Below are 23,152 nucleotides of genomic sequence, written 5' to 3' on the forward strand. Positions count from 1 at the left end.
ACTGATAAATAAATATAATTTAATTTTTTGATGTTTCAATATATGAAACACAATGTTTGGCGTATCTCTATTACAATTTCTTTTTTTACATAATCAATAAACAAAGAACTCAAGCCTCTTATTTCTTCTTCTTTTTTTCTTTTAGCTATTTCCTATTAGCAACTAATTAAAAAAATCCAAGCACAAATGTGACTGGATTTTTTATCTATGTTCAACAAAAGCAAGTAATTTTATAATCCTAATTCTTCATCAGTCGGAATATCTAGATTTGAACCAACATAAGCAAAAATTTCGGGACTTTGTTTTAAATATTTACCATCTAAAATTCTTTGAACAGATTTTATCGTATCTTCCAACGAAACATAAACACCGGGAGATTTTGTAAAGTGTTCAGTCATAAAGAAGTTTTGAGTAAAGAAATTTTCCAATTGAAGAGCCTTTTTAACTGTATTCTTACTTTGTTCATCTAATTCATCAAATCCTAGAATCAAAATAACATCTTCAAGGTCTTTATATGCTTTTAAAATTCTTTTTGTTTCTATGATAGCGTCAAAGTGTGCTTTACCAATAATTTTTTCATCAACAGAGTGTGATGAAGAAGCTAGAGGGTCAAAAGCAGGGAAAATATTTTTTGAGGTTTGATTACGCGATAAAACAAGATTACCATCAAGGTGGTTAAATACTGCAACGGCTGATGGATCACTTAAATCATCCATTGGCAAGAAAATAGTTTGGAATGATGTTATTGATCCATTTTTGTTTCTAAATAATCTATTTTCAACATTAGCAACATCTGATTCTAATGTAGATTGATAACCACCTACAGAAGGTTTTTTACCCAATGAAGCAGAAACCTCGTTTTCAGCCTGAATAAAACGATAAATATTATCAATAAATAATAAGACATCATCTTTTTCATAATCTCTTAAATATTCGGCAGCTGTAATACCAATTGGTACAATCGACATTCTAGCTCCTGGTGATTCATTCATTTTTGAAATATACATTACTGAATTCTTCATTAAATTTGATGATTCTAACTCATCAAATAATTCAATAGCTTCACGTGATCTTTCTCCGGAACCAATAAAAATATTTGAAGTCTTTGTTGATTTTTTATTAACATTAAAAATAATTTCCTTCATTAAAACAGTTTTACCAACACCGGCGCCACCAAATATACCCAATTTATATCCTTTAATAATTGGCATAAAGAAGTCAATTGCCTTAATTCCTGTTTCAACTATTTCTAGATTACTCTCTAGATAGCGATCGTTGTTAATAATTGAATTCATTTCAATATATATAGGTTTTGTTCCACGTTTTTCAAGTAACGGTTTTCCCTCAAATGAATAGATATTATTTTTGGAACCTGAACCAACTGGAACCATAAAACTTTGTTTGGTATTAATAATTTCATCATTGATGTTAATTTCTTTTGAAGAATAGATAATAATAGCTCTAATTGTTTCCTCATCAATAATTCTTTTTACCAATAAATAAGTTTTGCCGTCATTCGTTGTTAGTAATTGATTAACTAATGGCAACTCTTTTTTATTAAATTTAACTTCAATAATGTCAGATCATAATTTAACTATTTTTCCCATTATTTATCTCCTAACTTTTTAGCAACTAATTCTAAATATTCCTTACTAAATTCAACAAACTCATGTTCATATTCAACATCTCATCCTAAATTTAAATAATCTGAATATTGTTTTAAAGCATATGCAAAAAAGTTTTTCATAATCTTATCATCATAATCTGTACTTGTTTGCATAGTATTATAAGCATTTTTAGCTTCCTGATTTGTTTCAATTAAAAGATCGATAAATCTTAGCGCTTTTTCTTCATCCTTAATCCCATGTAATATAGTTCATGAAATTAGTTTAGACATCAATAAAACAAATTTATTCGAATATAATGTATATCCTTTTTGGATAAACATCTTATCAATCATTTTTCCTTTGTACAATAATGTTGCGGTTTCTTTATTCAATTCATAATCAAGAGCAGCAAGCTTTAAATGTCTCTTATATTGTTTAAAGATTTTACCTACTTCTGAAGCTACTTTTGACATAATTCTATTTTGTACTGATGAACCAGTTCTTGAAACTGATAAATTAATATTGATAGCCGGTAAAACACCTTGAGAAAATAAGTCAGCGCTAGTTACAATTTGACCATCAGTAATTGATATAACATTAGAAGAAATTAATGAAGTTATATCGCCATCAATAGTTTGTAAAATTGGCAAAGCAGTAATTGTTTTTCTATTTTTAAATGAACCAGCACGTTCTAATAATTGTGAATGAGCAAAAAATATGTCGCCGGGCATTGCTTCCTTACCAACAGGCTTATCAGTTAATAAAGCAATTTCTCGAATAATATTAGCATGCTTTGTTAAGTCATCAAATATAATAACAACATCATCAGTTAATGAAATGTTTTCAGCATGTGCCATACCTACATACGGAGCTAGATATTGCTCGTATGCACTAGTAGCAGGCGCATCAACAATAATAGTATTTTTTAAAGCGTCATGTTCTTTTAAGGTATTATAAATTTTAGATATGCTTTCTCTTTTTTGTCCAATTGCAACATAAACACACTTGGTATTGGTTTTTGCTTGATTTAAGATAACATTAATTGCTATGTGAGTTTTTCCGGTTTGTCTATCCCCAATAATTAATTCACGTTGTCCTTTTCCGATAGGAATTAATAAATCTATTGATGTGAATCCTGTATATAGTTGCTCATTTAATGTTTGAACACTCATTAATTGATGAGCAAGTTTAAATGTGGCACTTTCAGGATCATTTTTTTGTTTTTCAACAGCAAGCTTTTTAGGTAAAACAACATCACCAAAAATATCGACTACATTTCCAAAATGTTGTTTTGAAGTAAATACATCACGCTTTTGGGTAGCGATTATTGTATCATTAATTTTTAACTCTTTATTTTCATTATTAGCTAATAAAAACGCGTGATCATTTGTAGCACTAATAAGAATTAATTTAATATTTGTATCTCTTTCGCAAACAAATTGTTGTCCTTGTTCATAAGGAAATTGTCCTGATACTTCAACAATATAACCAAAAATAGAAATTATCTTGGGATTTTTATTTGGTTTAGCATTACTATTTTCCATTTTCTTCTCCTTTATTATTCATAAAATAACTTTTTTTAATATATAACTTCAAAATTCCTGCTATGTCTGAGAAATATAAAATAATGTTAGGCAAGAATTCAACATAATATCCATCTTTTATTAGGTCCTTAAGAATCTCATTATATAATTTTTCGAAGTCATTATTTCATTCAAATTCTTCATTATTCGCATAAATTAATGGAACTTTTTTATAAATGCTAAATATAGCGTTTTCTTCGAAGTTAACAATAAAATTGGCAAATTTTATAGGTAGATAATCCATAAGTGATTTCTTAATTCTCTCTAGAAAGTCAATTACACGGGAATCCTTTGTATTAAAATTACCTTTAAATAAAATAGTTGAAATAAGTTTATTAAAATCAATTAATTTAATTTCATTTTGATTTTTTTGATCTTCAAACCAGAACAAAATTCTATCTTTATTTCCATCTATTAATATAGATTTTTTTTCAGGCATTTTTCTCCTTAAAATAAGTTAAATAATAAAACAACATTATTATAACCATAATTTCCTAATAATTTAGGAATTGATAATAAAAAAATAATAGCAAAGCCATTATTTTTCTACAATAGGATATACTGAAGCAAATTTTCTATTAATTCTATTTTCGAATTTTACAATACCATCTATTAAAGCAAATAATGTATCATCTTTTCCTTTGCCTACGTTATTGCCAGGAAAGATTTTTGTTCCTCTTTGTCTATAAATAATGCTTCCGGCTGTTACAAATTGTCCATCAGTAGCCTTAACTCCTAATCTTCTACCAGCCGAGTCTCTACTATTCGAGGTTGTTCCACCAGATTTCGTATGTGCCATGTCTTATTTCTCCTTAATTTCTGTAATTTGAACTTTTGTATAAGGTTGACGGTGACCTAATTTACGTTTATGAGTTGATTTAGCATTGTGTCTATAAACAACAATTTTCTTTGCTTTCCCTTGTTTTTCAATGATACCTAAAACAGAAGCAGCTTCTAAATATGGAGTTCCAATTTTATTTTCGACTGCTAAAACTTTATCAAAAACAACCTTGTCCCCTGCATTTCCATCGATTTTTTCGATATAAATAGAATCGCCTTTTTTAACGATTAATTGTTTACCACCTGTTTCGATAATTGCAAACATTTAAAATCTCCTTATATTTTGTCACATCTTTGAGGTACTTTTAAAAAGTTTAAAAACCTGTTTAGAATGGTTACTCTATAAGTAACTTGATTATTTTACCACAAATTTGCGTATATTTCGGCAAAATAAAAAAACAAGGAAATTATTCCTTGTCCTTATTCTAATTAATTATTCGTAATCTATTTTATTATCATCAAATTCTTCTGATTCATTATCATCAGTCTCAAAATCTTCATTGTCATAAAAATCATCAGCAAAGTCATTAACAAAGCCTTTATCGCTAAGACCTTCTTCGTCATATTCTTGTGTCAAAGTATCTAAATCAATCATATTTTCATCGCCTAATTCAATATCGTCTTGTTCTTCATTTTCATCAAAATTTGTAAAGTATTTAATCGATGGTTTAATATCGTATTTAGAATGTTCTTCAAATGAATATAATGCAGTTCCTGAAGGGATTTTCTTTCCAACAATAATATTTTCTTTTAGACCACTTAAATTATCTGTTCTAGAAGAAATGGCAGCATTAACAAGAATTTTCGAAGTTTCTTGATATGAAGCGGCAGCCAAAAACGAATCAGACAACAGCGGAACTTGTTTAGCACCTTTAATAACAACACTTCCATATGCTGGAATTTTGTTTTGGGATAATAATAATGAATTTTCTTCTTGATAATCAAAGATATCAACAATAGCACCAGCAAAGAATTTTGAATCTCCGGGATCACTAATAACAATTTTAGACATCATTTGTCTAATAATAATTTCAATATATTTATCACTAATAGCAATACCTTGAATACGATAAATTCTTTGAATTTCTTTTAGTAAGTAATTTTGGACTGTTCTAACATCAGTTAGTGCTAATAACTCTTTTAGAATAATTGGACCTTCTGAAAGCTTTTGGCCGACTTTAACATCATCACCAATAGAAACTCTTAATTTCTTATTAGTATTAACTAAAATAGATCTAGTTTCAATTTGATTTTTATTATTCAGAATTTCGATATAAACAACATAATCGTTATCAGATTTTTCAAGTTTTTCAATATCAACTACAATACCTTGATATGGCGAAATTGTTGCTGGTCTACCTCATGGTTGTTCATGAGCATCAATTAATTCAATTAATCTAGTAAAACCGCCAGTAATATCTTCAACACCAGCAACCCCACCAGTATGGAATGTACGCATAGTTAGCTGTGTACCAGGTTCACCAATTGATTGAGCAGCTATGATACCTACTGCTTCACCAATATTAACAACACGGTTTGTTGCTAAGTCTTTACCAAAACACATTTTACATACACCATTACGAGTATTACATCCAAGGATCGATCTAATTTCAACTTCTTCAATACCAGCATCAATAATTTTTTGTGCTATCTTATTAGTAATTAGGATGTTTCGGCTACAAATCAAATTACCTTCTTTATCATAAATTGGCTTATTTGAAAATCGACCAATTATTCTTTCTTTTAGAGATACAATAATTTGTTTTGTTTTAGTATCAATGATATTTCTAGCTAAAAATCCATATTCCGAACCACAATTTTCTTCTCTAACCACAATATTTTGAGCAACATCAACCAATCTTCTTGTTAAATAACCCGATTTAGCAGTATTAAGTGCAGTATCAGTAAGACCTTTTCTAGCACCATGGGTTGACGAATAGAATTCAAATGCGGTTAGGCCCTCGATAAATGATGACTTAACGGGAACTTCAACGGTCGAACGAACAACCCTATCATTTTTAGCATCAGCTTTAGTGGTTTTTGTATTGTTAGCCATCAGTCCACGCATACCAGCTAATTGAACATAGTTCGAAATGTTTCCACGAGCACCTGAGTTAATCATAGTGATAACTGGGTTTTGTGGATTTTCTTTGATGATTGTTTGCAATTCTTGTTGGATTTTATCTTTGATTTCAGCTCATTTTTTAATAGTTAACGAGTATCTATCATCATCAGTTATATAACCTAATTTGTAATAGTTTTTTAATTTAGCAATATATTCATCACCTTCAGCGATATATTCTTTTTTCTTTTCAGTTTCTAAAATATCCGAGAAGGAAATAGAAATACCTGAAGTAGTTGAATAATCAAAGCCAAGTTGTTTAATATCGTCAAGAATAGAAGCAACAATATTTGTATATTTAAATCAAACCTTGTCTAACAATTTAGCTTTCTCTTTAGCACTTAATGGAATATGAATTTGTCCGCGGTATCTCTCTTCATTTTCTAAATTTAATTTTTGTTTTTCTTCTAAAACAAATTCAGTCAATAAATCTGCATGTTCTCTTTCAAGATTTTGGCCCTTGTAGGTTTTTAATTTTAGAAATTCTAAAACAATATCTGAATCTTGCAAATCATTAATTTTATCAATAACGCTAGCAACTTCCGCTATGCTTATTGTTGCAACATAGTTATCAAACATGTAACGAATAATCTTGGCAATATTCTTTTTATTAAAGGCATCTAGCAATGGTAAGGTCTTAATATATTCAGGAATATTTATACCAGCTTTAACTACATATGTTTTATTAAACTCATTCTTATATTCCTCTAAATTAATTGCCTTTATTACTTTATTATCAAAGATAAAAGGAAAATCTTTTGGAAACACATTATTAAAAATAAATTTACCAACTGTTGAAATAACATAAAGTTGTTGATTAATTGTATTTTTATTAAATATTTTAGAGTTTTTTACCTCTTCAGCAGGTAATGCTACCCTTGCATGTAAAGAAACTTTTTTAGCCTCAAGGTTCCTTATCATGTGATCATAATTGTCAAAGACTCTTCCTTCGCCCTTAGCATCTTTTTGTTCAATTGTTAAATAATATAAACCCAAAATCATATCTTGTGAAGGATTAATAATAGGTTCTCCATCCTTAGGACCTAGAATATTTTTATTGGCAAGCATCAATTCACGACTTTCCAATAATGATTGTTCCGAAATAGGCACATGAACAGCCATTTGGTCACCATCAAAATCGGCATTAAAAGGGGTACATACTAAAGGGTGTAATCTTATGGCCTTTCCTCTAACTAAAACCGGTTCAAATGCTTGAATAGACAAACGGTGAAGCGTAGGAGCACGGTTAAGAAGTACTAATTTTCCTTTAATTGCTTCAGCAACATGAGGTCAAATAATTGGATTTTGATCTTCAATTATTTTCTTAGCATTTTTAACAGTTGTTGCAACCTGTTGATCAATTAAACGAGCAATAATTCATGGCTCAAATAATTTTGCAGCCATCTCTCTTGGAATACCACATTGATGCATCTTTAAATTTGGCCCAACAACAATAACAGAACGGCCAGAATAGTCTACACGTTTTCCAAGTAAATTCTGTCTAAAACGTCCTTTTTTACCTGTTAGTGCATCTGAAATAGATTTAAATGGACGATTGTCCTTTGATAAAACAGGGTTAGGGGTTCTTCTTTGATTATCAATTAAAGCATCGACGGCTTCTTGAACCATACGTAATTCGTTTTGCGTTACGAGTTCAGGAGCATCTTTTTCTTGTCATTCTTGTAAACGATTATTTCTAATAATAACTCTACGATATAGCTCATTTATATCACTTGTTGAGTGTCTACCACCATCCAATTGAATTAATGGTCTAAGATCAGCCGGAATAACTGGTAAATTGTAAATTAGCATATTTGTTGGCGATTGTTTTGATTCAATAAACGCGTTAATAACTTGCAATCTTTTATATAATTTTTCCCTATTTTGTTTAGTAGTAGTTGCAAACTTTTCGGGATTTTTAGATTCTTGTAAATTGAGCTGATTAATTTGCTCTGTTACATAAGCTTTTTCAGCGACTAGATCTAAATTCTTCAATAGATACTCAATAGCTCTTGCCCCAGTCATAATTTTTGCATCTGAGTAATGTTGGATGATATCATTTAATTCATAAAAGTCAATTCCATATTCTTGACCAATTTTTGAAGTAGCTTTTTCAACCAATTGCTCAATTGTTTCTGAAATTTCATCATAAGCTTCTTTATGATCTGGATTTTTTGGATCAAATCGTGTTAATAATTCATCCAATGCTTCTTTATATATAACAGCAGCATCATTGATTTCGATTATTAAGTTTTTAGGTAATGATTTAAGTCCACCATCTTCTACAACAATATGATTTTTATAATAAATAAGATTTTCAAGTTCCTCTCTTCTAACTGTTTCAGATGAATTTTGACTCGAAATTCTTAAACCTAATAATTTATAAATAATTGAATGGTCAACCTTAAAAAACCAAAAATGAACAACAGGGCTATTTAACTTAATATGCCCCATATGATTTCTACGTGCTATTTTAGGCAAGATTTGAACATTTTCTTTACGACACAAATCAGTTCTTGTACAATATGAACCTTCATTTATTTTCTTATATTTATAACCACAAGTAGGACAACGATAATCTATCATTGGTCCAAAAATAATTTCATCAAACAAACCACCACGTTCAGGTTTATATGATTTATAGTTAATAGTTTCTGGTTTTGTAACTTCCCCATGCGATCAAGATTCAACATCCTCAGGAGTAGCTAATGATAAAGAAATTTTTCTAATTTTTGATTCATCTAATAAATCGAATTTTGCATTGTTTTTCATTATTCTGCTCCCCCATCTCAATCTTGTTGATATTTAGTATCAATTCTTTCATATTCAAGCTCATTTTCTTCTCGTGAATCATCATGAGTTTCAAGTTTGATGCACAAACCTCTTAGTTCATATGCCAAAACATTAAACGACTCAGGCATACCTGGCTTTGGCAACTTTGTTTTTCTTGCAAGCGAGTTATAAAGCTGATTACGTCCATTAATATTATCTGACTTATATGTTAATAGTTCTTGTAATAAATTTGCTGCACCATATGATTCGATGGCTCATGTTTCCATTTCCCCGAATCTTTGCCCACCATTTTGCGACTTACCACCAAGCGGTTGTTGCGTAATTAATGAATATGGTCCAACTGAACGAGCATGCATTTTATCATCAACCATATGATATAGTTTTAAATAGTACATTATCCCAACCGATATTGGTTGATCAAATGGTTCACCAGTACGGCCATCATACACAACAGATTTACCTGATGGATTAATTTTTGCTTCTTCAAGAATTTCTTTAATTTGATTATGAGTAATTCCATCAAATGTTGGAGTAACAAATTTTGTATTTAATTTTTGCGCAGCTAAGCCAAGGTGCAATTCTAGAACTTGTCCAATATTCATCCGTGATGGAACACCTTGAGGGTTAAGAACAATATCCAATGGAGTACCATCTTCTAAATAAGGCATTTCCTCAACTGGTAAAACAACGGAAACAACGCCTTTATTACCATGACGACCTGCCATCTTGTCCCCAACTTTAATTTTTCTCTTTTGGGCAATTGAGACTTTAACAATCTTTTCAATACCGTCTTCTAAAACATCACCAAATTCACGACTTAAAACATCAACAGCAACAACTGTACCATTATGACCATGTTTAACTTTTAGTGATGTATCCTTTTTTGAAGCAGTCTTTTGTCCAAAGATAGCTCCCATCAGTTTTTCCTCAGGAGTTGGGTTTTCTTCACCTTTTGGCGATGTTCTACCAACCAAAATATCACCTGCAGAAACTTCAGAACCAACTCTAACGATACCATTATCATCTAAGAAACGCTTTGAGTGGTTTGAAACATTAGGAATATCAGTTGTTAAAATATCTTCACCGGCTTTTGAATGTCTAAATTGAATAGTTTGTTCTTCAATATGAATCGAAGTATAGACATCATCCTTAACTAGTCTTTCTGATAAAACAACAGCATCCTCATAATTAAAACCATGTCATGTTGTGAAACCGACCAAAACATTCTTGCCTAATGCCATTTCACCATTTTTCATTGATGGACCATCAACCAGTAAATCTCCAGTTTTAACACTTTGACCTACCTTAACTAATGGAACCTGATGAATTAAGGTACCTTGATTAGATCTCTCGAAAGTTCTTAAATGGTATTCATCTTTCTTATTACTTTCATCTCTCTTAATGATGATAACGTTAGCATCAACATAAGATACCACACCATCATATTTAGCAATAATGTTTGTTGAAGAATATTTAGCAATATCAGCTTCAACACCAGTTGCAACTAATGGAGCTTCAGGGAATAATACAGGTACAGCTTGACGTTGCATATTAGAACCCATTAATGCCCGGTTAGCGTCATCGTTTTCTAAAAAGGGAATAGCAGAAGCAGCAATTGAGGTCATTTGACGGTTTGAAACCCCAACAAAATTAACTTCATTAGCTGGGACTTCAAGATATTCATTATCACGACGAACCATTACCATTTTATCAACAATTATATCATTTTCAATATTGACGGTTGATTGCGCAAATGTATACCCAGCTTCTTCGATGGCTGTTAAATAGTGCGGACTTGAAAAATCTACCTTTTTGTCTTCAACCTTAAAATATGGCGATTTAATAAATCCGTATTTATCAATGTCTGCGAATGATGCAAGATTAAGAATAAGTCCAATATTTGGCCCCTCAGGAGTTTCGATTGGGCAGATTCTTCCATAATGGGTAGGGTGAACATCACGAACCTCAAATTGGGCGGTATCACGGTTTAGACCCCTTGGCCCCAGCGAGGTAATACGACGTTTGTTCGAAATTTCAGCTAACGGATTACATTGGTCCATAAATTGCGAAAGTTTTGATGTATTGAAAAATGATTTAAACTGGTTAAATATTGGTTTATTATTTGTTACATTCTTTGGCGTAATCTTTGATGTTTCCTTGGTTGAAATTCTTTCACGAGTATTTTTTTCTAATTTAATTAGACCGATTCTAAATTGATTTTGCAAAAGCTCACCAATAGTAACAATTCTTTTATTTACTAATGAGTCAGGATCATCATCGACACCAATATTAAACAATAAATTAAAATAGTATGATATTGTTGCAATTAAATCAGGAATTAGTAAAAAGTTTTCAGTTGAATTAGGATCATTACCTAGCACTTGAACTTTATTAATGTCATTTATCATGTCATTTTCTGTCGGATAAACTCATACCCTCGGAACAGATAAACGCAAAGCAAGTTTTTCATTTCCAGGCATATCCAATTGATTACCATATACTGAAGGATCAACATCAGGCAATTTTCACAAAGGAAGAATGCCTAATCTAAATTCCTCCGCAATCTTTCTTGCTATTTCTCAAGTAATTAACAAACCTTTTTCATACTTAACTTCACCATCCATATTAATGATATGCTCAGCTAAATAGGTGTTTACTAATCTTTCGGCGATATTTAACTTACGGTTCAAAGTAAAACGACCAGTTTCAGTTAAACTGTATCTTTTTTCATTAAAAATAGTTGATGGAATTAAATTACGGGCCGATTCGGCGGTCATTCTATCACCCTTTCTAATTAAGCGATATATTGTTTCCTGGGCATCCCTTGTAATTTCCTCATCAGTATTACCTAATGTTTTATCTTTTCGTAAAGTTTCATTTAATTCTGGAATATCACCAAACATTTTCTTAATACCTTTTTCAGTAAAACCAAGTGCTTTCAAAAAGGTAGATAATAAGAATGATTTATTTTTATCGATATGCACCTTAACGGTGTCCGGGTTAGATGAAGTAGTTTTGTGGTATATTTCAACTCATGAACCGACTTGAGGAATAATTTCAACTTTATTAAACAAGTCATTAGCCTGTTTATTTCTTACATTAACTCCAAAGTAAGCACCAGTTGAACGAATTAATTGAGAGACAATAACCTTTTCTGAACCATTAATGACAAATGAGCCTCCATATGTCATAATAGGAATTTCAGCAAAAACAACTTCAGCAGGTGTAACTTCACCTGTTTCTTCATTAACTTGTTTTAATTTAGCCTTTAACTTACCTTGATATGAAGAACCTTTTTGTTTTGCCTCTTTAATACACTCAAATTCAGTTTTATTAGGATATTCAAAAGTAGCAGAATTTTCAATATACTCAATCCTTACTTTTCCGCGTGATTCAATTGGATATATGTTTCTCAATTCCTCTTCAACACCTTTGGTTAAAAATTGTTCAACAGAGTCTCTTTGCATTTTTAAGAAATCAGGAGTATCGAATTTCTTTTGACTAATTGAATAATCTCTACGTTCGGTAACCGGTCCAAATTTTCTTAAAACATATTCTGGTTTTTTGTTCATATCTAACCTCATTTTTTGTTTAAATTTACTAAAATATACTCAAAGTATTTACAACAGTTTACACATACGCATGTATGCGCATTATTTATATTATATAAAAAACACAAAAACGGCTTTTTAAGCCAGTTTTTTATGTTATCTTTATTAGTCTAAAACTACTTCAGCCTTAACTTCAGCTAATTTAGCCTTTAATTCTTCTGCTTCTTCCTTCTTAACATTTTCTTTTAATAAGGCAGGTGCTGACTCAACCAATTTCTTAGCATCCATTAAACCTAAACCTAGTAAATCCTTAACTGCCTTAATAACAGCAAGTTTATTTCCACCGTCTGATTTTAATGTAACATTAAATGTTGTTTTTTCTTCAACAACTTCAGCAGAAGCTGGAGCAGCGGCAGCAACAACAGCACTAGGATCAATTCCAAATTCTTCTTTTAGTCCTTCTACAAGTTCCATAACTTCTTTAATATTCATTTCTTTCAATGCTGAAACGAATTCTTCTTTTGTTAATTTAGCCATATTTTTCTCCTTAAAATTTTATTTTATATTTTGATTATTAAGTTTTACATTTCCTTTTGTTTAACTAACTCGTTTAGACCAATTGCAAGATTTCTAATTGGTGCAAGCAATGAGTTTCCAAGAATCATAAGTGATTCTTCATATGAAGGAAGTTTTGAAATTTCTTCAAGATTTTTTGCATCAACAACTTTGTTTTCATAAATACCAGCGACCAATTGTAAGGCAGGGTATTCTTTTTTGAATTTAGCTAATGCTTTTAGTGTGATTAAGTCATCTTCATTAGCAAAAATAAATATATTTTGGCCAACAAGATAATCATTTAATGTTTTGTGTTCTGTCGATAATAAGGCTTGTTTAACTAAACGATTTTTATAAACTTTTATTAAAACGCCATACTTAGCCAATTCTCTACGAATTGCTTGCAACGAACTAACATCTAAAGTTTTATACATAGCAACATATAAAGCCTTAGACTGATTTAGGTTTTTAGAAATTTCATCAACCACTAAGACCTTAGCATCCCTTAATGCGCTCATTTCTCCTCCTATTTTAAATTATGTTTTTGCAATATCAATAGTCAAGCATACTCGGTAACTTATTAAGCGTTTGCCGTTACTGTCTTCATATATTGCAAAAGCATTATATCATAGAAAAAATAAAAATTTAATATCATTATCATAATTTTCCATTATTTAATATGTATTTATAGTATACAATATATTTTGACTCATTTTCTATTTTGATTATTTATATTTTAATAAGAGTCAAAACAAAAGTCAAGCGTTTTTTGGTGTTTGACTCTTCTATTTTTTCAATCTATTTGTAGCAAACAAAAAAATTGGAATGGAAACTTTTTTACAAAATACAAGGATTTTATTATGACAGGTAAAAATGCAGCAATTACATCTTTTATAATATATATTTTTTGCGCACTTTTTTTAACAATAGCCTTAGTTATGTTTTTGTTTTTAGCTTTAGTTAACATAAATCTAATTCTAATGAAGAAATATTTGAAGAAATATTTGTTATTTTACCTTTTTTACCTTTGGGACCAGCGTTGATATTAAATATTATAGGTTTAGTATTTTATTTTATAGCTATGGTTAAAACAGGTTTATCAGCAGCTAGAATATTAATGATAATCGGGTTATTTCTTCCACTTTTAGGATTAATAGGTTTAATTATTGCTATGACTGAACAAACAAATTTTAATAAAGCAAAAATTTATATAAATAATGGAAATTATTGTAGTTTATGTGGACAATTGTTACAAAAAAACAATCAAACAATACAAAATCCGCAAATCAACGCTCAGTAAGAGGCCACTATTATTAGAGAAGTAATACATGTTAGTGGTAATGATGCAAATCTAGAATAACAAAAATTAAAATAAACCTTAATACATAAATTATTAGGGGAAAAAATTTCATTTTTTCATTTTTCAGATTTTCTTAAGTTTTTGAGCAAAAATAAAAAGTGTAAAATTGACCATTATTTTCAAGCAAAACACACTTTTTGTTTTTTTATATACAATTTTTTACAATTTCTAAAATTTCATTATAAGTTTCTTCATTGCTCTTATTAATAGCGGGGTTAATAAATCTTTCTTCAATTATTTTCGCGTTTCTTAACTTAGTTAACTTATTACAGTCTTTTAAAAAAATCAATTAACTTAGTATTGGTTATTTTTCAATAAAACCTTGTTGATGATAGAATTCATTAATTTCAAATATTGTAAAATAAAACAATTAATGCAATGAAATTTAGTAAAAATGCCCTCGAATATGTTTTTCGGTTCAGATAAATATCGGTCAGATTTTTAGTGATTATTTCAATGTTTTGAGGTTTTCTTCAATTTGATATTGTTTGCGATAAACTAAAACAATTTCTTCAAGTTTAAGATCTTTTCTTGATGTTTCATAAACAAAATAACCATCAAATTTTTCATCTTCTTCGATTTTGCCTAGATCAAGAATAAAACTCATTTTTCAACTCTTTATTTAAGAAAATATCTAACAAAGATGCTTTTATTACACATCCTCAACACTATACAAATTCAAAAAAAGAAATGAGTTTATTATCCCATATGATATTTTACTTACTTCATAAGTCTATAGGAAATCATTTAGGTCAAAATCTAAGTGACATAAACCTAAGAAAAAAAACTGCTGGCAAAATAATGCATGAACAACCTAAAGAAATTAATGATTGATTAACTTTGAATGACTATGAAACGGATATAATCTATAGAAATATAAAATCAAAGAAAGTCATATTAACTTTGATAAATCGCTTAACAAAAAAATCTTATGCAATCATATCAAGACTCAATGCTAGAGCAATAAAAAGAGCTATCGAAAAATTGGCTGCTAGATTTAACTTTAAGATTAACACTTTATTAATAGATAACAGATCTGAAAGCTATATGTTGGACAAGATAAAGAGGATCAAACAAATTTTTCACACAAATGCATTTGCATCATCTCAAAAGGGTTCGATTGAGAATATGCATAAACTTATATTCTAAAAGAAAAAATTATTTGACTGATACAGCAATGATGAAACCTGATCCATGATGGACAAAATTAATAACGTTGTTCGGCATAATATTAAGCAATTTCCATTTCTGATGTCGGCTAATGCAGCTCAAAATTTCTTTCAGAATAATTAAAAGTTTTATGAACGAAATTGTATGTTAGATTAGTTATCCATGCAAACAAAAAGCAATTAGATATATGTAACTCTCAAATCCTTAGATATTAAAAATCAATGTAAATTGATTATTTTGTTATTGATTTTAATTAAAAATTCGCGTTTTTTTAGGAATGCTTTTGCATTTTTTTTACATAAAATTATTCTAATAAAATTTAGTGAAGATGCACTTTTTCGTTTTATATTTAACAAATAATGTATATAATTAGGAGCATTAGGTATTTAAAATGAAAAATAAATTTAGTGAAAAAAGTTTTTTCTTATATGGTATTAATTTTATAGTTGGTTTTGGTTTTATAACAACAATCACAGGAATAATTGCTCAAGGTATATGAGGTATGTTAGTTTTTGCGCTAACATCATTCATCAGTTTTAGTGTTATTTTAGCATTTGCGCGTGGAGCTCAAGCATTTGGAAATGAGGCCGGCGGTTCATATGTTTATGCCAAAAAGGCTTCAGCAAATAAATTTTGAGTCTTTTTTAATGGCTGGAATCAATTCTCACAGATACCGCTTTTTTCAGCCACGACAATTTTATTTTTTTCAACATTGCTATCAGAATTTGATAAATCACATCAATTAATCTATCAAATTGTTTCTCTTGTATTCTTTCTTTCCTTGACATTAATTGCAACGTTTGGAATAAAGACATCTAAATGATTTATTTTATTTTCCGCATCAGTAAAATGAATAACGATAATATTAGGTGTATCTTTAGGTATTTATTTATCCTTTAGTTCACTCGATTTTGCTAATAACATCTTGACAAATAGCAAAGTTTCAGTCTCAATAATTACTTTAAATGTATTGAATTTTATTTATGCATTTGGTGGTGCAGAAGGTCTTGCAGGAATAAGCGCTAACGTAGAAACAAAACGCTTTAAAAAGATATTATTACTAATTTTTGCTGCTGTACTTGCAATTTACTTTACTTTATATCTCTTACTGTTAGGACTGCAAAAAGGATTTATTGGTGAATCCACTTCATTTTCAAAATTCTTTCAATCGTTATGAGGTTTAGCTGGACTTATAATTTTTATGATAGGTACACTATTCAATAGAATTTCAAGCACTCTTTCGGCAAATATATACTATTCAAGAATTGTTGCTCCTTTAGCTCATGATGGATTCTTACCTTCAAAACTAGGCAAGAAAAACAAGCATGGCGAATATAGAAACGCATTATTATTTGCAACAGGTTTTAGTGTTATATCAATGATTATTTTTACAGCAATACCATATGCATTAGGCATAAAAGATCAATTTAGTTTTATCCTTAATGCTGGTAACGTGGTTTTCTTAATGCAGTACCTTTTAGTAATAATTTCGATTTTAGTTATTGCATTCAAACATAGAACATTTAGGCTTACTTGATGAGAAACTACAATATTTATTTTGTCTATTATTTTAATAATTTTTATATTAGTAGTTAATTTTATTCCTCCGATTGTAGGTGATGAATACACAAAAGGAACTATATTTTTAGCACCTAGTTATCTAGGTGTAATGTTGATTGGCTTTGTCATTTGAGGAATATATTCAGCAGTAAAACGACGTAAAAAGAAAAATATTTCAAAAACTTATGAGTTCAAAATATAGCTATATTATCACTTTGCTAATTTTCCTGATTACTGGTTTGAATTTTTAGGCCTTAAAAAATAAATTTGATATCATAAGTTTAATAAACATTTTTAAACTATAAAAATGTTGCAATTTGAATAAGAATTAACAAAATAAAAAATATAACCCAGAACTGTAGCTGGGTTTAATATTAATAATCAAGTGTAAAAAGTTTATTCTTATGAGTTAATTTTTTTACATCGATTTCGTATTTTTTTATATATTCATCATCGCTTTTATTATCCATTTCAGGATAATATCTTTCAAAAACAACAGATGCTTCGGCCTCTTCATGATAATGATTAACTCATATTGTGAATCCATCAATAACATCCAAAGTTTTATCTGCGCTATACTTAATTTTATTTTTTCTTAAAATCTTTAAAAGGGACCATTTCCCTTCTCCTGGTTGTCATGTATCGAAATATAATGGATTTCTAAATTTCATTTCATCATTGATAGTTCTTACATTTGATATCGGTATTATAAATTCTTCATTTTTTTTAAGAGGAGATGCAAAATAATCACTTGTATTATTAAATTGATCTGGAATTAGCAATTTTACAGAATGAGGAAAGTACAAAAATGTAATTTCTTTAGCTTTTGTAAGCCAAATTTTAAATTCTTTTTCGTATCCTTCTTTATTGGTCGTATCATTATTTTCCAATTTCACATTTATAGCAAGCATATAATAGTCTTTAACTTTATTTTCATTAACAAAATCTATTAATTCTTGATATTTATTTTCTGTTTTAAAAGTTATTTTTCTAAAAGGTCTTTTAATTACTTCGCCTTTATCTTTATTGCGAAGTTTTGAATATAAAAGCGGATTATGAGAGTATTCAGCTTTATAAATCCCACCTGGTTTTATAATGTCTTCATGTTGTTCATTATCTTCAATTTTGTGAATTATACAACTTGTAGATAATAGAACTGTACTTAAAAATGGAACGATAGTTATTATTTTTATTCATTTATTTTTTTTCATTATTTTATAAATCCTCATAATTTAAGTGACTCTGTCATTTCATCACCAGTTACATGTTTTACACCGTCTCAGAAGTATGGCTTTAGTTCAGTATTTCCTTTATGTTCCAAATATTCTGCGCTATAAATATGATCAATATCTAGTATCACCTGAGAATGTTTTTGTTTTCAATTGTAATTTATCAATACTCTTCCATCGTTGTAGGAACCATATGCTACACATATGTGACTACCATCTCTGTATACATATTTACCATTTTCGAACTTTTTTGTTTTTGATCATAGAAATAAAGGAATTTTTTTATTAATTATAAAATCATTAATACTTTTGGTATTTTTTAATGTTTTAAATTCATAATTTGCAGTTTTACCATTATTTTTTATGAAACTTTTTAACATAAATTGTCTATCTTCTGAACTGGCGCCATTCTTATAAACATGTTTTTTTAACATATCTATCATATAAATATTTTTCAATTCAGGGGAAAACTGATTTTCGTATAGATATTGTTTCTTAATTTCTGGTAAATAACTTTCCATTGCTTCTTTTAGTTTTATTGATGGAGATTTTCTATGCCTTGGACTTCATTCTTCTGGTCCTAATGTAGTTATATCAATATGAAAGTCTTCTTTTTTGTTTATATATTTGTCGCTTTCTGTTATCGTCATGTAATTAGAACCTAAAAAATAATGATTGTATAGCATCATTTGATTCACAGTAATATATGCACATATTCCTCCTCATTCTTCATATATATAATTAAAAGTGTCGTTTTCTCCAAATGTTTTTCTTGGTTCTGTTTTAAAAATTCAAGAATGATTTATTTCGTTATCTGCATATAAAAAGCCATTCAACTCATCTCTTATTCCAAGATTAGAATATTCCGATTTTTTTGCATTTTGCAGTTCTGATAAATTAAGGTATTTAAAATTATTGAAATTTACTTTACTCTTTTTGCTATCTTTTTTATTTTTTCAATCTTCGTTTATGCTCTCGTTATTAGTCTTCTTTTTTGGTCTTCTATGATCCCCTATCATTAATTTGTCTCGATCATTTTTATTTAATATTGATATATCTCCGATGGTTTCTCTGTAATATACCAAATTATCATTGGACATGATTTCTGAACTTAAATTAGATATGTTTCAATTTGGATTAACCTCTATTATTTTTTCTTTTTCTTGATCAAATACTGAAAAACCACCTTTCTCATATCCTACTATATATGAATATTTATTTGTTTCCGGATCTAGATAATTTCTACTTACAAATTTTACTTTTGTGTCTTTTCTTCCAGTTAATTTTATAAAATCATATAAACAGTATGAAGATAATTTTTCTTTATATTGTCTTTCTTTCTTTTCCTCAATATATTTTGTATCCTCATATGGCATTATTTTTAATGAAACCATTGTAAATGGTATAACGCTAGCTATCGTAGCTAAAGAAAAACTAAATAATTTATTTTTCACATATTCTCCTTTTTTGTTTCTTCATATCTTTATTGTATTATTTTTAAGAAATAGTGTTAAATTTATATTTAAAATACTCATATATTTTCATAATTATTTTTTTGTATTTCCCAGTTTTGGCATAAAAAATATAGAATTTCAAACCAAATAATCTGCTTATACTATTTATAGTATAGGTTTTTTATTTTCTTATTTTTTTAACAACATTTTAATTTAATATAGTCATGTCAAAAGAATCTAATTTGGTCGATATTTTTTCAAAGCCTAGAAAGAGGATTGATATAAATTCCCCCAACAAAAGAAATTATGAAATACAAAAAAGAGGATTCTAATACAATAAAAGACATTTGATCGATTTATGATGATATGAAAAACGTTGTTAAAAGATAGTTAAAAAATAATAAATATACCTCAAATTTAGGTAGATTTGTTATTTTTGTATAATAAAACTGGGAAACTCAAAAGGAAAATAAAAAGCAAGAAATAATTCTTGCTTAATTTTTAATTATTTATTAAATTTAAATTCAGAAGGTATTTCATTCAATCCGTTTTTAAATAGATTGGTTTTAAAATCCGAGGTTGAATAGAATTTTTTTAGCGCTTCACGATATGAATTTTTTTGTTCTTCACCACCACCATAAATTAGATCATATTGTGGAAGATTATATTTGCCATATAAACCATCATAGTTATAACCTTCGGATCTAAAAGCAACCGATAGGCCGACACGTGCCGAAATATTTGATGCATAAAATATTGAAACTAGCTCATTATGTTGATTTCGAATAGAAGTTCCAGAAGAACCACCAATCGGTGCATATCTACGTGGAATATAAGCTAAGCCCATATTTACATATCTTTTACCATTAACATAATAAAAATCTTCGCCAATTTTTGGAGCCGCTATAAATGTATCTAAAACACCAGGTTTATCAATAAATGAACGATAACCAATTTGATAAGAAAGAAAACTTCCTCGATCAAGTTTTTCTTTTGGATATGAAGAAGGTGTACCATCTTCGCCATTAGTTATTTTTGCATCATAATATTCATATTCGCTATTAATTCACAAGCTAAAACTATTGTTTTTTCTTTTAGTTTGATCATCATCAATATATTTCTTCAAATAATAATCTTCACGTGATGAAGGTCACCCTACAGCATACAAGAAATCTATGTCTTGAGGTAATTTAGATTTTAGAGGAAAATCAATTTTTGAATAATCCTTTAAGTATGATTTTTGTTTAAATTTAACTTGTTTATCAGCGTGATTAGCATAATCATTAGTAATTTCTTTTGCTAAATTTTGTGCAAAATCTTCGCTACCGACTTGTGGATATCTTTGAGTTACATTTTGGTCATTTGAAGTTGCATAATATTTATTAATCTTAGTAAAATCAATTTCTAAAACAGCAAAATCAACAAATTCTTCCACATCACCATATTTTTTCTTTTGACGCTCAGATAAGAAATCAGATGGATGAGATTTTAAATAGTCAGTTCCATCAAAAACCTTTCTAATTGCGCTAGGATCTTCAAACGAAAAGCGAGTAATATTATCATCTAATTCAGAAATACGCAAACTTTGCCCAACCTGTAATTTATTGTCAATCTTAGCAATTGAAAAACTTGTCAAATTATCAGTTAATGCTCTTGCAACGTGAGAATTAGTTCCTAAATATCATTTTGTTGGATAACCATTACTATCAAGTTGGTAATCAAGAATTCAAGTGGTTCCATTTTCGCCAATTAAATGTTTTTTTGATTTTGCTTTTAGTTCTAAATCAAGAATAGCTTCTCGTTGCTTTTGGATTTCAATTTCAGTAGTTCTTTTTTGATATTCTGCAATAGCGTCATCATATTTTTTTAGTTCAGTTTCTTTTTCTTTTTGAAGACTTTCAGTTAAATTAACATCAGTGTTCTTAGCAATTTTTTCATCTAATTCTTTTGTTAGAGCTTCTTTTTGTTCTTTTAATTCAGCAACCTTTTTGTCAATTAATTTTTTAAATTCTGATTCATTATTAAGATCTTCCCAATGTTTGATAGCTAATTCAATTTTTGCTATTTCATCTTTAAAATCATTAACTCTTGTTAAAGCAATTGTAAAAGTCTGTTTGGCTATATCAAGATATTTTTGATTAACAATTTTTCTTGCTAAGCCATTAGTTTTAAAGGGATCATTTTTACCTAGTGTATCAACTCATGAAGGTTGTTTTCCTAATTCTGAAGGCTCAAATAGTTCAATTCCATCGACTTCGCCATCTGCTTTATATGAAGGCAAGCTAAAACCTTTATATGCGGCATTTTCATAAGAATCTTGACCTAACGTTTTTGCTTTTTCATCATATTTTTTAATTTGTTCACTAGTTGCCTTAGTATTTTCTCTTAATTTAGTTCAATCATCAATACCAGCAGAAAAAGCCAAATATTGCTTTAGCGAACCGACGTATTTATCATTATCATATTTAAAACGCTCTATTTGGTTTAAACTAACATATTTTGAAACTTCATTATCTTCTGGAGTTGAATCAATTTTGTTATTCGGTTTATCACCATTTGAATCACTATTAAATGGCGAAGTTTTTAAACCTGATAATTCAAATATATGATTTTTTCTTGTTAATGTTGCTTTATTTTTAAAAACAACATTAAATTTAGCTTTTCCGGTAGTATTAGCGTCATCTTCTAAAATAATACCTTCAATTGATATGCTGATTTTATTATTTAGATTTACATCCTTAAAATTAATTTTTATATTGGAAACATTCTTTTGTAGCTCACTAGCAAATAGCTGTGACTTTGTATTGCCTGTTAAAAAGTTACTAAAAATAAGTTCAAAATTATCTTCAATGTTTGCATTAACAATTAATTTGTTAAAATCATCATTAAATTCATCATCCGAATATTTTATGCTTGTGTCCGGTGTCTCACTAGACTGATTTTTCTTAATGTTTGCCTTAATATTTGCGATTTCGCTTTTTATGGCATTAATGGCTTGATCTGCCTTATTTTTAGCCTTACGCAAATCAAATACGCCACTGCTTTCATTAGTTAGAATATCATTAATTTCTTTTTGAACTTTTATTCCTTCAGTATAAGCACTCGATTGTTTAGCATCACTACGGGTATCTTTTAATTCTCTTAAAGATGTCTCTAATTCGGTTAATTGTTTTTTAATATTGTCTTTTAGAGATGTTATGTCATCCTGACATGATATCAATGCAAATGTTGGAGAAAAAAGTAACGGCATTCCAAAAAACGCAGTAATAATTGCCTTGTTTCTTTTTGTTAATTTCATAATTTTAAGATTCCTTACATACTTTTCTAA

General features: G+C 28.9%; 16 protein-coding genes. 3 read left to right on the forward strand and 13 right to left on the reverse strand.

Going from position 1 to position 23,152, the window contains the following annotated elements:
- Positions 1-230 precede the first annotated feature (230 nt).
- The 9 genes from ACWXVM_RS00050 to rplJ all read right to left on the reverse strand — a co-directional run bounded on the left by ACWXVM_RS00050 (position 231) and on the right by rplJ (position 13,569).
- The gene (locus ACWXVM_RS00050) at positions 231-1,607 is read right to left on the reverse strand and encodes an MSC_0618 family F1-like ATPase beta subunit (protein WP_444704770.1); all 1,377 of its coding nucleotides are present in this window, start codon (positions 1,605-1,607) and stop codon (positions 231-233) included.
- Positions 1,607-3,151 (reverse strand): MSC_0619 family F1-like ATPase alpha subunit, encoded by a 1,545-nt coding sequence (locus ACWXVM_RS00055; RefSeq protein ID WP_455993610.1) that lies wholly within the window; start codon positions 3,149-3,151, stop codon positions 1,607-1,609. The genes ACWXVM_RS00050 and ACWXVM_RS00055 overlap by 1 nt, the downstream gene beginning before the upstream one ends.
- Entirely contained in the window at positions 3,141-3,629 is a 489-nt protein-coding gene (locus ACWXVM_RS00060; RefSeq protein WP_455966474.1) for an MSC_0623 family F1-like ATPase-associated protein, read from the reverse strand. The genes ACWXVM_RS00055 and ACWXVM_RS00060 overlap by 11 nt, the downstream gene beginning before the upstream one ends.
- A 99-nt stretch (positions 3,630-3,728) precedes the next feature.
- The gene (gene rpmA, locus ACWXVM_RS00065; protein WP_438340302.1) at positions 3,729-3,989 is read right to left on the reverse strand and encodes a 50S ribosomal protein L27; all 261 of its coding nucleotides are present in this window, start codon (positions 3,987-3,989) and stop codon (positions 3,729-3,731) included.
- A 3-nt stretch (positions 3,990-3,992) separates the two neighbouring features.
- Positions 3,993-4,295 carry a 50S ribosomal protein L21 gene (gene rplU / locus ACWXVM_RS00070; protein WP_455993612.1) on the reverse strand — a complete coding sequence of 101 codons (303 nt, stop codon included), beginning with the start codon at positions 4,293-4,295 and terminating at the stop codon, positions 3,993-3,995.
- A gap of 168 nt (positions 4,296-4,463) precedes the next feature.
- On the reverse strand, positions 4,464-8,924 hold the full coding sequence (locus ACWXVM_RS00075) for a DNA-directed RNA polymerase subunit beta' (RefSeq protein WP_438340304.1): 4,461 nt from the start codon (positions 8,922-8,924) through the stop codon (positions 4,464-4,466).
- On the reverse strand, positions 8,924-12,517 hold the full coding sequence (gene rpoB / locus ACWXVM_RS00080; protein ID WP_455993614.1) for a DNA-directed RNA polymerase subunit beta: 3,594 nt from the start codon (positions 12,515-12,517) through the stop codon (positions 8,924-8,926). The genes ACWXVM_RS00075 and rpoB overlap by 1 nt, the downstream gene beginning before the upstream one ends.
- Positions 12,518-12,661: 144 nt before the next feature.
- Positions 12,662-13,033 carry a 50S ribosomal protein L7/L12 gene (rplL, locus tag ACWXVM_RS00085; RefSeq protein ID WP_438340306.1) on the reverse strand — a complete coding sequence of 124 codons (372 nt, stop codon included), beginning with the start codon at positions 13,031-13,033 and terminating at the stop codon, positions 12,662-12,664.
- Positions 13,034-13,077: 44 nt separating this feature from the next.
- Positions 13,078-13,569, reverse strand: coding sequence for a 50S ribosomal protein L10 (gene rplJ, locus ACWXVM_RS00090; protein ID WP_438340307.1), 492 nt, complete (start codon positions 13,567-13,569; stop codon positions 13,078-13,080).
- 563 nt (positions 13,570-14,132) lie between these two features.
- Between rplJ and ACWXVM_RS00095 the strand changes: the two genes are divergently transcribed.
- Positions 14,133-14,351, forward strand: a complete 219-nt coding sequence (locus ACWXVM_RS00095; protein ID WP_455993616.1) for a hypothetical protein — start codon at positions 14,133-14,135, stop codon at positions 14,349-14,351.
- A gap of 508 nt (positions 14,352-14,859) precedes the next feature.
- On the opposite strand, the gene ACWXVM_RS00100 is transcribed toward ACWXVM_RS00095, so the two are convergent.
- Complete coding sequence (locus ACWXVM_RS00100; protein WP_455993618.1) at positions 14,860-15,018, reverse strand: hypothetical protein; 159 nt, start codon at positions 15,016-15,018, stop codon at positions 14,860-14,862.
- A 101-nt stretch (positions 15,019-15,119) separates the two neighbouring features.
- Here ACWXVM_RS00100 and ACWXVM_RS00105 point away from each other — a divergent pair, with 101 nt between their 5' ends.
- On the forward strand, positions 15,120-15,560 hold the full coding sequence (locus ACWXVM_RS00105) for a hypothetical protein (protein WP_455993620.1): 441 nt from the start codon (positions 15,120-15,122) through the stop codon (positions 15,558-15,560).
- Between the two features lie 412 nt (positions 15,561-15,972).
- Positions 15,973-17,343: an APC family permease gene (locus ACWXVM_RS00110; RefSeq protein WP_455993622.1), complete on the forward strand. Its 1,371-nt coding sequence runs from the start codon at positions 15,973-15,975 to the stop codon at positions 17,341-17,343.
- 172 nt (positions 17,344-17,515) lie between these two features.
- Here ACWXVM_RS00110 and ACWXVM_RS00115 read toward each other — a convergent pair whose 3' ends face one another.
- From ACWXVM_RS00115 to mip, 3 genes are all read right to left on the reverse strand, one after another.
- Complete coding sequence (locus ACWXVM_RS00115) at positions 17,516-18,352, reverse strand: hypothetical protein (RefSeq protein ID WP_455993624.1); 837 nt, start codon at positions 18,350-18,352, stop codon at positions 17,516-17,518.
- The gene (locus ACWXVM_RS00120) at positions 18,352-19,824 is read right to left on the reverse strand and encodes a putative cysteine peptidase (RefSeq protein WP_455993626.1); all 1,473 of its coding nucleotides are present in this window, start codon (positions 19,822-19,824) and stop codon (positions 18,352-18,354) included. The genes ACWXVM_RS00115 and ACWXVM_RS00120 overlap by 1 nt, the downstream gene beginning before the upstream one ends.
- 505 nt (positions 19,825-20,329) lie before the next feature.
- Complete coding sequence (gene mip, locus ACWXVM_RS00125; RefSeq protein WP_455993628.1) at positions 20,330-23,122, reverse strand: Ig-specific serine endopeptidase MIP; 2,793 nt, start codon at positions 23,120-23,122, stop codon at positions 20,330-20,332.
- Positions 23,123-23,152: the final 30 nt, after the last annotated feature.

Source organism: Mycoplasma sp. 2261 (genome assembly GCF_053851575.1).